The organism is Synechococcus sp. R60.1 (assembly GCF_047461835.1).
Lineage (GTDB): Bacteria > Cyanobacteriota > Cyanobacteriia > Thermostichales > Thermostichaceae > Thermostichus.
On the sequence record NZ_JANSIA010000025.1, the window covers coordinates 20469 to 30926 of the forward strand.

8 protein-coding genes are annotated in these 10458 nt (G+C 57.4%); 7 read left to right on the top strand and 1 reads right to left on the bottom strand.

The annotated features are described in order from the left end of the window. Window positions 1-275: 275 nt before the first annotated feature. From NW834_RS05395 to NW834_RS05405, 3 genes are all read left to right on the top strand, one after another. A complete protein-coding gene (locus NW834_RS05395) occupies window positions 276-1397 on the top strand; it encodes a sugar phosphate nucleotidyltransferase (protein ID WP_414329069.1) in 1122 nt (373 codons plus the stop codon). Then, a complete protein-coding gene (locus NW834_RS05400; RefSeq protein WP_148202725.1) occupies window positions 1363-2121 on the top strand; it encodes a GvpL/GvpF family gas vesicle protein in 759 nt (252 codons plus the stop codon). The genes NW834_RS05395 and NW834_RS05400 overlap by 35 nt, the downstream gene beginning before the upstream one ends. 143 nt (window positions 2122-2264) lie before the next feature. Beyond that, a complete protein-coding gene (locus NW834_RS05405) occupies window positions 2265-2927 on the top strand; it encodes a hypothetical protein (protein WP_414418922.1) in 663 nt (220 codons plus the stop codon). 88 nt (window positions 2928-3015) lie between these two features. On the opposite strand, the gene NW834_RS05410 is transcribed toward NW834_RS05405, so the two are convergent. Further along, complete coding sequence (locus NW834_RS05410; protein ID WP_414351871.1) at window positions 3016-3258, bottom strand: hypothetical protein; 243 nt, start codon at window positions 3256-3258, stop codon at window positions 3016-3018. 170 nt (window positions 3259-3428) lie between these two features. On the opposite strand from NW834_RS05410, the gene pyk reads away from it, so the two are divergent. The 4 genes from pyk (at window position 3429) to dnaN (ending at window position 10224) form a co-directional block, all read left to right on the top strand. Continuing rightward, window positions 3429-5288, top strand: a complete 1860-nt coding sequence (gene pyk / locus NW834_RS05415) for a pyruvate kinase (protein WP_414342660.1) — start codon at window positions 3429-3431, stop codon at window positions 5286-5288. 138 nt (window positions 5289-5426) lie between these two features. Further along, entirely contained in the window at window positions 5427-5657 is a 231-nt protein-coding gene (locus NW834_RS05420) for a DUF4327 family protein (protein ID WP_414342658.1), read from the top strand. A gap of 151 nt (window positions 5658-5808) precedes the next feature. After that, the gene (locus NW834_RS05425; protein ID WP_414416283.1) at window positions 5809-8091 is read left to right on the top strand and encodes a RelA/SpoT family protein; all 2283 of its coding nucleotides are present in this window, start codon (window positions 5809-5811) and stop codon (window positions 8089-8091) included. A gap of 741 nt (window positions 8092-8832) precedes the next feature. Continuing rightward, entirely contained in the window at window positions 8833-10224 is a 1392-nt protein-coding gene (dnaN, locus tag NW834_RS05430; protein ID WP_414426245.1) for a DNA polymerase III subunit beta, read from the top strand. The last annotated feature ends 234 nt before the right edge of the window (window positions 10225-10458 follow it).

Consider the following 10458-nt stretch of genomic DNA (forward strand, 5'->3'; position numbering starts at 1 on the left):
TGATACATCCGTCTGAATCTTGGGCCAGGAGCAATCAATGTAAGAATGCTGGGATCCCCGTCTGCCGGGTGGAACTCTCAGGAGAGACGGGGCAAAACGAGGGGCTCAGGGGAAACCCTTGGCGAAATGCCCAGAAGAGCAAGCCCCCTTGATTGTAGGGGATCGGAATCCCAGCAGCGATTCCCCGGCCTCTTGAAAGCCCCGCCGGTTCTCTGGAATGCCGATCCTGGGATGATAAAGTCAGAGCACGGTTAGCCCGGAGGAGTGATGACGGCATGAAAGCCATGATCCTGGCAGCAGGCAAAGGCACGCGGGTGCGGCCCATCACCTACATGATGCCGAAGCCGATGATCCCCATTTTGCACAAGCCTGTCATGGAATTTTTGGTGGAGCTGCTGCGGGAACACGGCTTCGACCAGATCATGGTCAACACCAGCCACTTGGCCCACCAAATCGAAGACTACTTTCGAGATGGGCAGCAATGGGGGGTTCACATCGGCTTTTCCTTCGAAGGCCATTTTGAGAACGGCCAGCCGGTGGCCGAACCTCTGGGCTCCGCTGGCGGTATGCGCAAGATCCAGGATTTCTCCGGATTTTTCGACAGTACCTTTGTGGTGCTCTGTGGGGATGCCCTGATCGACCTGAACCTCACGCAGATCGTCAACTTCCACAAATCCAAGGGAGCGCTGGCCACTGTGGTCCTGCGGCAGGTGGATCCCAGCCAGGTCTCCAGCTATGGGGTGGTAGTCACCGACGAGACGGGTCGCATCACTGCTTTCCAAGAAAAGCCTAGGCGGGAAGAGGCCCTCGGCCACACCATCAACACCGGCATCTATGTTTTCGAGCCGGAAGTGTTCGACTACATTCCCCCTGGCTGCCCCTACGACATCGGCAGCGATCTCTTCCCGGCCTTGGTGAAAGCGGGTGCCCCCTTTTATGGGATCACGGCTGACTTTCAGTGGGTGGACATTGGCCGCACCCACGACTACTGGCTGGCGGTGCAAAAAGTGCTGCGCGGCGAGATCAAGGGAGTCAAGGTGCCTGGGATCCAGATTCAACCCGGCGTATGGACGGGGATCAACATCCGCGCCAACTGGGATCGCATCCACATCGAGCCACCGGTCTACATCGGGGCCAGCAGCTATTTGGCGGACGGGGTCAAACTCATCGGCCCCACGGCAATTGGCTACGGATGTGTGTTGAATGAAGGGTGTACGCTGGATGGCAGCTTGATTTTTAACTACACCCAGATTGCGGCAGGCGTGACCCTACGCCACCAGATGGTGATGGGTCGCTACTGCATTTCCTCGGATGGCAATGCCATCGACACCGAAGAGTCCAACCTCACGTGGCTGATCGGAGATGCCCGCAGCAATGCCAACGGCAAATCCCCATAGCGCCCTCTACCTCTACGGGATCGTCGCTGCCCCTGGCCCGCGTCATCTGAGTGTGGTGGGGCTGGACAAGCAGCCGGTGCAGGTTCATGGGCTGGGATCCCTGGCCTTCTTGTACTCCCAGGCTCGACAGGAGCGCTACCTGGCCAGCCGGGCCAACTTGCTCGCCCATGAGGCCGTGCTGGAAAAAGTGATGAACGAGGGACACCGGGCTCTGCTGCCTCTGCAATTTGGCCTGGTGGTGAGCGGCTGGGAGCAGGTGGAACGGGACTTGGTGCAGCCCCGCTTGGCGGATCTGCTGGCTCTGCTGGAGCGCCTGGAGGGCAAGCGGGAGGTGGGAGTCAAAGTCTTCTGGGATCCCGAGCAGGAGCTCAAGCTGGGGCTAGAGGAAAACCCTGCCCTCAAAGCTCGGCGGGACGAAATGGCCGGCGCTCCTCTGGGGCTGGACGCGGTAGTCGAGATCGGACGGGCTCTGGAGCAGCTCTTAGAGCAGCGACGTCAGCGCATTGCCCAGACCTTTACAGCAGCCCTCAGCCCCTTGGCCAGCGACCGCGTAGAAGGAGATCTGCTCACCGAAAACATGGCCTACAACGGCTCGTTTTTGATCAATTGGGAAGATGAGCCGGTTTTTGCCCAAAAAGTAGAGGAGCTAGACCAGACCTTCCAGGGGCGGCTGCGCATTCGCTACAACAACTTCACCGCTCCCTACAATTTCGTCAAACTTTGACACACTCAGCTGTATTGGGTCACTTCTCTACAAAAGACAAGAGGAGACCGCTCGGCTGAATGGTCGAAGGCAGGGATCCTTTTGGAAATCTGCTCAGGTATTGTGGGGATGGGCGCTGCAGTCTGTAAGCCGAGGGAGACGGTATGGGGTTGCTTATTTTTATCTTGTTTTTAGCTCTGGCTGCCGGGATCTTGGCTCTAGCCCTTTACCACGAAAAGAAACGTCGAGAAGCTCTGGAGCGGGTAGCTGCACAGCTAGGAATGCGCTTTTCTGCCCAGTTGCCTGAAGAGATTCGATCTCGCTTGTTGCAAGCAGGCTTTGGACTGTTTGAACGAGGCCATGGGCGGCGTTTCTATAATTCGATGTCCAAGCGGCTGATCGATGGCACTGAGATTACCGTTTTTGATTACCAATACACCCGCGGCAGGGGCAAGAGTTCTAGCACTTATCGCCAGTCCGTCTTCTACGCCTATCACGAGGATCTTCATCTGCCCCGTTTTCGGCTGCACCCCGAAAATGCCCTTTTCCATGGCATCGCCAAAGCTTTTGGCATGCAAGATATCAATTTCGAGAGCCACCCTAAGTTCTCCCGGAGCTATCTCTTGCGAGGAGAGAATGAAGCCCAAGTTCGGCTGCGGTTCCATCCTGGCGTCCTTGGTTTTTGGGAGCAGCATCCCAACTATTGCGCCGAAGGAGCTGGCGCCCACCTCATTCTCTGGCAGAATGACCGACAGGTGAATCCCGAAGAGATAGCAAAATGGATGCGCTTGGGGGAAGAGTTGACTCAACGGCTGCGGCGTATGTAGTAGCAGAGCCTACGGCCCCCCGCCGCGAACGGTCAACCTCGGCCTAAACCTCACCCCAAGAGGGTGCGCTGCAATCTCAAGAACCTCTCTACTGAGCGCCGAGGGCCGCCAACAAATCATCTGCCAACAACACCGCCGTATAGACCAAAGCCTGTCGTTGCTCAGGAGACAAATCGCCAACAGGAGTCTGGGGATTGCTCACGATACCCTGCAGTACTCTGCTGGCTATGTATTCCCGCTTGGAAACCCCTGGGCTGGAGATGGTGGGGTTGTCGAGAGAGAACTTCTGATGGTGCTCGAAGGGGAAGGCGTATTCGGGGGCAACCGGCATCGCTCGACTCCAGATGGATCTCTACACTCTGCTTTGCCTATTTTCCCATCCTCTCTCGCTGGGGATTTTAAAAAAGCGGTGCCTCAAAAAAGACATAACGGGTTATCGTAATCAGAGAGATCCCTATGTGGGGGAAGGATCTGGGCTGCTCTCCCTTGGGAACAGTGGACATGCATTTGAGGGATTCTTTTCGACGCACCAAAATTGTTGCCACCATCGGCCCTGCCAGCTCAAATCCAGCCATTCTCAGGGAGATGATCCTGCAAGGGGCAACCACCCTTCGCCTGAACTTCTCCCATGGGGATCACGAGCTACACCGCCGCAGCATTCGCCTGATCCGCCAAACCGCGATGGATCTGGGCATCCAGGTCGCCATTTTGCAAGACCTGCAGGGGCCCAAAATCCGCCTGGGCAAGTTCGCCGAAGGCTCGATCACCCTCAAGGCAGGGGATCCCTTTGTGTTGACCAGCAAACCTGTCTTGGGATCCCAAGAGCGCAGCTGGGTCACCTACGACAAGCTGGCCCAAGAAGTGCCCGAAGGAGCGACGATCCTCATCGACGACGGTCGAGTGGAGATGCGGGTGGAAGCCGTGGATCCGGAAGCGGGCGAACTCTTCTGCCGCACCATTGTCGGGGGTACCCTCTCCAACAACAAGGGGGTCAATTTCCCCGGTGTGCGCCTGAGCATCCGCGCCGTGACCCCAAAGGATAAAGAAGATCTCTACTTCGGCCTCAACCAAGGGGTGGATTGGGTGGCCCTCAGCTTTGTGCGGGATCCCTCTGATGTGCTGGAGCTGCGGGAGCTCATCGCCTCTGCCAAACGGCCTTCTTCGGGCTCAGCCGACAAGCGGGTACCCATCATCGTCAAGATCGAGAAACACGAGGCCATTGAACAGCTGCCCCAGATTTTGGCCCTCAGCGACGGTGTGATGGTGGCGCGGGGAGATCTGGGGGTAGAGCTGCCTGCGGAAGAGGTGCCGATCCTGCAGAAGCGGGTGATCGCCCTGGCCAACTCCCTGGGGATCCCGGTAATTACGGCCACCCAAATGCTGGACAGCATGGTGCACAGCCCCCGACCCACCCGTGCCGAGATCTCCGATGTGGCCAACGCCATTTTGGATGGCACCGATGCCGTCATGCTCTCCAACGAGACGGCTGTGGGCAAATACCCTGTCGAGGCCGTTGCCACCATGGCCCGCATTGCCGTGCGCACCGAGCGCGATTACTTTGACCTGACCTCCGCCGACCGACGACAACGCCTTCGCGCCCTTGCCATGCAGGAGCTGAGCCAAAACAACGGCAACAGTCCTGCTGGAATGCGGCCCAAAACCCTGATCACCGACTCGATCAGCCGCGCCGTGGGGGAGATCGCCCAAGAGTTGGATGCTGTAGCCGTGATGACCCTGACCAAAACAGGGGCTACTGCTCGCAATGTCTCTAAGTTTCGCCCCCGCACTCCCATCCTAGCCGTAACCCCCCATGTGGAAGTGGCACGGCGGCTGCAGTTGGTTTGGGGGGTACATCCGCTGTTGGTTATGGATTTGGCCACCACCCGCCAGACCTTTCAAGCGGCCATCAGCTTGGCTCAGGAAGATGGCTTGCTCAAGGATGGCGACTTGGTGGTGCTCAGTGCAGGAACCCTGCCAGGCGTTGCGGGATCCACCGATCTGATCAAGGTGGATGTGGTGAAAGCGGTGGTGGCTCAAGGCAAAGGGTTTGGCAAAGGCATTGTCAGCGGCCCGGCCCGCATCTTGAGATCCAGCCTCGATGCCGGCAAAATCACCGCCGGAGACATTTTGGTTGCCCAATCCACCGACGCCAACTATGTGGAGGCCATCAAACAGGCAGCCGGCGTGATTACCGAAGAAGAGGGAGCCTCCTCTCATGCGGCGGTCATTGGCCTGCGGCTGGGGGTGCCGGTGCTGGTGGGGGTCAAGGATGCTACCCGCTTAATCCGGGATGGATCTATCGTCACTCTGAACCCAGAAAAAGGCATAGTGACCGCAGGAGCCGATGGCTTGGGCTTTTAAGCGGGCCTTAAGGTTGCCTGCAATACAAACTTGTATCTCTTGCTACGAAACGAGACCCAGTTCTATGATGGGGGTAGCGAGGCAAGATTTTCCCTGACCCTTCGGTGCGTCCCATCCATTCCACGTGTAGGTTAAGCTATGCCCACTTTACAAGCCACCCACTATGCGGTTGAGGCCATCCAGGAGGAAGCTCGTCGCCTCATTCAGCAGGGGGTCTTACGCCGCTCTGCAGCCATTGCCCACCTGCAACCCTTTTTCCCGCAGCGGGAGTGGCAGGCGATTGCCCAAGAGCTGGAGTTGCAAGACTACTGCCCCTCGGATCCCCTCTGCGATTTGATCGGCAACTGCGAGGAGTGGAGCGAAGACTAAGCCTCGATCTGCCGAGGATGGCAAGCGGTCGGCGTTGGCAGACAGCCAATGCCTCTTTTTATTCCAGCCGTTTTTTCCTCCTCTAATCTGTCGGCGGCTAAGCTGGATGAACTATAGTCAGTAATTAAACATCCCTTTTCGCCGGGTTCGCATGGGTCAGACGGCTGTCATTGCCACCTCAGATAGAGGTCTCGACCTGAATAGCCTCGGTTTTGAGGTGCCAGGGTGGCTGCGTGCTCTGCTTTCCGGTGCCGAGGATCCCGGCGATGGGTTGCGGCCCTACACGGCTGAAGAAGCCGATCTGCTGCGCCGTGCCTTTGAGTTTTCTTACTGTTTGCATCAGGGCCAAAAACGCAAATCGGGGGATCCCTACATTGCCCATCCGGTAGCCGTGGCCACTCTCCTGCGGGAGCTGGGGGGAGATGCGGTGACGGTGGCAGCGGGCCTTTTGCACGATGTTATTGAGGATACAGAAGTTACCCCAGAAGCCCTGGAAGCTGAATTCGGCTCTGAAGTTCGCCTACTGGTAGAAGGAGTTACCAAACTCTCTAAGTTCAATTTCTCCAGCAAAACCGAGCAGCAAGCGGAAAATTTCCGCCGCATGTTTGTGGCCATGGCCAAAGATATTCGAGTCATCGTGGTCAAGCTGGCGGATCGCTTACACAACATGCGCACGCTGCAGTATCTCTCCCCCAGTAAGCAACGGCAAATTGCAGCCGAAACCATGGAAATTTTCGCCCCTTTGGCCAACCGGCTGGGGATCTGGCATTTCAAATGGGAACTGGAAGACTTGGCTTTTAAGTATCTGGACTACGAGGCTTACCGGAAGATTCAGGAATTGGTCAACGCCAAGCGCGCCGAGCGAGAGGCCGAGATCCAAGCTTTTATCGAAGAGCTGCGGCAGAACCTTCTTCAAGCGGGACTGGAACGCTTTGAGATCAGCGGACGGCCCAAACATTTGTACAGCATCTATCGCAAGATGCAGCAGCAGCACAAAGAATTTCACGAGATTTACGATCTCTCGGCAGTGCGGGTGATCGTGCATACCAACAGCGAGTGCTATCGGGTGCTGGCAGTCGTTCACAACTGCTTTCGCCCCATCCCCGGGCGTTTCAAAGACTACATTGGCTTGCCCAAGGCCAATCGTTACCAATCTTTGCATACGGCGGTGATTGGCCCGCAGGGAAGACCGGTGGAGGTGCAGATCCGCACCGAAGAGATGCACCGCGTGGCTGAGTACGGGATCGCCGCCCACTGGAAGTACAAGGAGGCCGGCAGCACCACTGTCAAGCCCGACGAGGAGCGCTTCACCTGGCTGCGACAGCTGTTGGAGTGGCAAAACGACCTCAAAGACGACAAAGAGTATCTGGACACCCTTCGCGAGAACCTGTTTGAGAGCGAGGTTTACGTCTTTACGCCCAAGGGGGACTTGCTGGCCCTGCCCCAGGGATCCTGTCCGGTGGACTTCGCCTATCGCATCCACTCCGAAGTTGGGGATCACTGTGCAGGAGCGCGGGTAAACAACAAGATCGTGCCCCTGGATACCCGCCTGCGCAACGGCGACATTGTGCAGATCATCACGCACAAAAATGCCCATCCCAGCCTGGACTGGATCAATTTCGTTGCCACCAGCTCTGCCCGCAATCGCATTCGCCAATGGTTTAAGCGCTCCAATCGCGAGCAAAACATCGCGCGGGGCCGGCATTTGCTGGAGCGGGAGCTGGGCAAAACGGGCTTTGATGCCCTGCTCAAATCAGAGCGGATGCAGAAGGTAGCCGAAAAGCTCAACTACGCCAGTGTAGAGGATTTGTTAGCCGCTCTGGGTTATGGTGAGACAACCCCCACGCTGGTGATCCATCGGCTGCAGGAGGTCAGCAGGCCGGCAGTATCTGCTCCCACAGAGGAGGAATCGCTTGAGGGATCCAAGCTGTTGTTGCCACGGGCTTCTGCGGCTCCCAGTTCTATCAAATCCCAATCTCCCATTCTGGGGGTGGAGGGTCTGAAACACCAGTTGGCCAAGTGTTGTAATCCGCTGCCGGGGGATCCGATCTTGGGCGTGGTCACCCGCTTTAAGGGGATCAGCATCCATCACCGGGATTGCCCAAGGGTGGCCCAGGTTTCGGGGGAACGGCTGGTGCCGGTACGATGGAACGAAGAGCAACTGCGGCAGAGCGCCCAGATCTACCCGGTAGAACTGCATCTGGAGGTTATCGACCGCGTCGGGGTGCTGCGGGACATCCTTTCCCGCCTATCGGATCAAGGCATTAATGTTCGCAATGCTAAGGTACAAACTTTTGCCAACCGCACCGCCCTGATCGATCTCTGTATCGATGTACGTGATAAGAAACAGCTCACCCAGGTTCAAAGTCAACTGCGCCAGCTTTCTGACGTGATCGTGCTGCGCTCCCGCCATCACCAAAACGGATCCCGTTGACCTACGCCTGGCCCTTCGCGGGTACGGACTCTAGACCGCATCCCTATTGCGACTCGCTCCTGCAGCAGCCCAATTTTGGGTCAGGCGCTGTCCCATCCTCATCCTGACCTCCTTTGCCGCTTCTGGTGCGCAGAGCGCTTTCCCGCTCCTCTGGGGTCTTGCCAAGAATCCCGTGTCAGCTCACAGGTGGCCAGGCAAGGCCGACAAGCCCAGAGCAATATCCCAGGCTTTCTTCGACAGCCTGTGGAAAACCTGTGGAAATCCAGCGAAGCCCGCCCCAGCTCCGGTGGAATCCCCAGCCATATCTAGGGGGAAGGATTCACTACCTTAGGGGATCTCACACTGACTGTGTGTTAATTTTTATGAATTTGTCAGGAAATCACAACATTAGCCTGTGGAAAACCTGTGGAAAAACCTGAAAAATTTGTGGAAAACCTGTGGAAAAACCCCCCAAGTTATTAACAGGTATAAATACTCTGTGGAAAAGTGGCCAAGTTATCCACAGTTTTTCCACAGGTGGGGAATAAGCTCAAAAGCTCATGGCGCAAGGTGTTGACGATCACTTTCCACAGTTTCCACAGCCCCTACTACTACTAGATCAAAAAATTAAATTAGGCAGGGATCGAAATTTCAGATCTGTCCTACGCGCGAGGCAAATTTTCCAAAACTCGACCGCAAGGGGAGGGATCCAACCGGGGCAGTCGGTGTAGGATCTGCGTGTGCAGCCCTCAAGTGCCCCCCATGGTGCAAGCTCAACGTCCTGTGGATCGAGAACTCGAGGCCGAGTCATTTGCGGCAGTGTTGCGCAGCAGCAAGACTGCAGCTCCTCAGCGTGGGGAGGGATACCTTGACGGGGCCGTGGACTCGTCTCCGGAGGGTTTCAGCTTCACCTGCGAGCAAGCCGATCTCAGCCACCACCTCACTTCCGTTGGACGGGCTGTGGCCAGCCGCCCCGCCCTGCCCGTTTTGGCCAATGTGTTGGTGGAGGCCGACGCGGAAACTCAGCGGGTTGCTTTGACCGCCTTTGACTTGAACTTGTGCATTCGCAGCGAGTTCGAGGCTCAGGTCAAGGGATCCGGTCGCACCACCCTGCCTGCAAAGCTGCTCAGCGACATCGTCAGCCGCCTGCCCAGCGGCCCGATGACTCTGGCGCTCCGCGCCACCAACGCGAACGGCCAGGCTCAAGATGACGCCCCCGTGCTCCTCACGTCGGCAGCCGGCCAGTATCAAGTGCGCAGCCTGTCGGCTGAAGAGTACCCCACCCTACCGGAAATACTGCTCCGCACCGCCGACGCAGATGGCGATTTTGTGGGGGAGGAAAGCCCAACAGCTCAGGCCCTGGAGCTGCCCATCGAGAGCCTGTTGCAAGGGATCGGCCAAACCCTTTTTGCGGCCTCTGGAGATGAGACCAAGCAGGTGCTCACAGGGGTGCATGTCAAGCTCTTGGCGGGGGATCCCCCTTGCCTGGAGTTTGCAGCCACCGATGGGCACCGTCTGGCGATGGTGCAGGTGGAGGCCGAAGGGATCCCGGTTGCTTCGGCCCATGAGGAAATAGGGTTGGATTTCACCATTCCCGCTCGCACTTTGCGAGAGGTGGAGCGCATCCTCGGCACCCAGACTGCGGCCTCTACGGTGGAATTGCGGTTTGACCGATCCCAGGTGCAGTTTGTGCTGCCTCCTCGCGCCAGCAAAACGCAGTGCCAACAGCGGATCACCAGCCGCCTTTTGGAGGGCCAATATCCCGACTACAACCGCCTGATTCCCAGGCAATTTGAGCGGCAGATAACCCTGGAGCGTCGGCCTTTGATTGAGTCGCTGGAACGGGTGGGAGTACTTGCTGCCCAAAGAAACGACATCGTCAAGTTCAATCTTTCTGCCGCAACCCAAACCCTGCGCATCAGCACCGAGGCGCCCGATGTGGGCAGTGGCGAGGAATCGTTGCCAGTGCAGATGTCTGGTCCTGACCTGGAGCTGGCCTTCAATGTGCGTTACCTGCTGGATGCCCTCAGGGTGTTTCATACGCAGCAGGTGAGCCTGGAGCTAAACGGCGCCACGCAGCCGGCCATCTGGAAGCCCCTTGGGGCAATGCGGCTCTGTTATTTGGTTATGCCGGTGCAGCTACGGGCTACCTAGTCTTAGGAGAGCTCCACCCAGCTCTAGTCCAAAACTCTCAAGATCATCTCAGTACAAATCTACAGTTGTTTGTACAAATCTACAGTTGTTTGCATTGCCCCCTCTCCCAGAGGGAAAGGAGCCAGGGATGGTCGCGGAAGCGGCGCCGAGCGTTCAGGGAGCATGCCTCTAACCCCCAAAACCCTGAACTTTGCTGAATTTACTGAGCTTTAGGCGGTTTGGCAAAAGTCATTG

Coding starts and splice junctions, on each gene's coding strand:
- NW834_RS05400 (WP_148202725.1), top strand. CDS start 1,363: ATGCCCGCAGCAATGCCAACGGCAAATCCCCATAGCGCCCTCTACCTC.
- pyk (WP_414342660.1), top strand. CDS start 3,429: ATGCATTTGAGGGATTCTTTTCGACGCACCAAAATTGTTGCCACCATC.
- NW834_RS05410 (WP_414351871.1), bottom strand. CDS start 3,258: ATGCCGGTTGCCCCCGAATACGCCTTCCCCTTCGAGCACCATCAGAAG.
- NW834_RS05420 (WP_414342658.1), top strand. CDS start 5,427: ATGCCCACTTTACAAGCCACCCACTATGCGGTTGAGGCCATCCAGGAG.
- NW834_RS05425 (WP_414416283.1), top strand. CDS start 5,809: ATGGGTCAGACGGCTGTCATTGCCACCTCAGATAGAGGTCTCGACCTG.
- NW834_RS05405 (WP_414418922.1), top strand. CDS start 2,265: ATGGGGTTGCTTATTTTTATCTTGTTTTTAGCTCTGGCTGCCGGGATC.
- NW834_RS05395 (WP_414329069.1), top strand. CDS start 276: ATGAAAGCCATGATCCTGGCAGCAGGCAAAGGCACGCGGGTGCGGCCC.
- dnaN (WP_414426245.1), top strand. CDS start 8,833: ATGGTGCAAGCTCAACGTCCTGTGGATCGAGAACTCGAGGCCGAGTCA.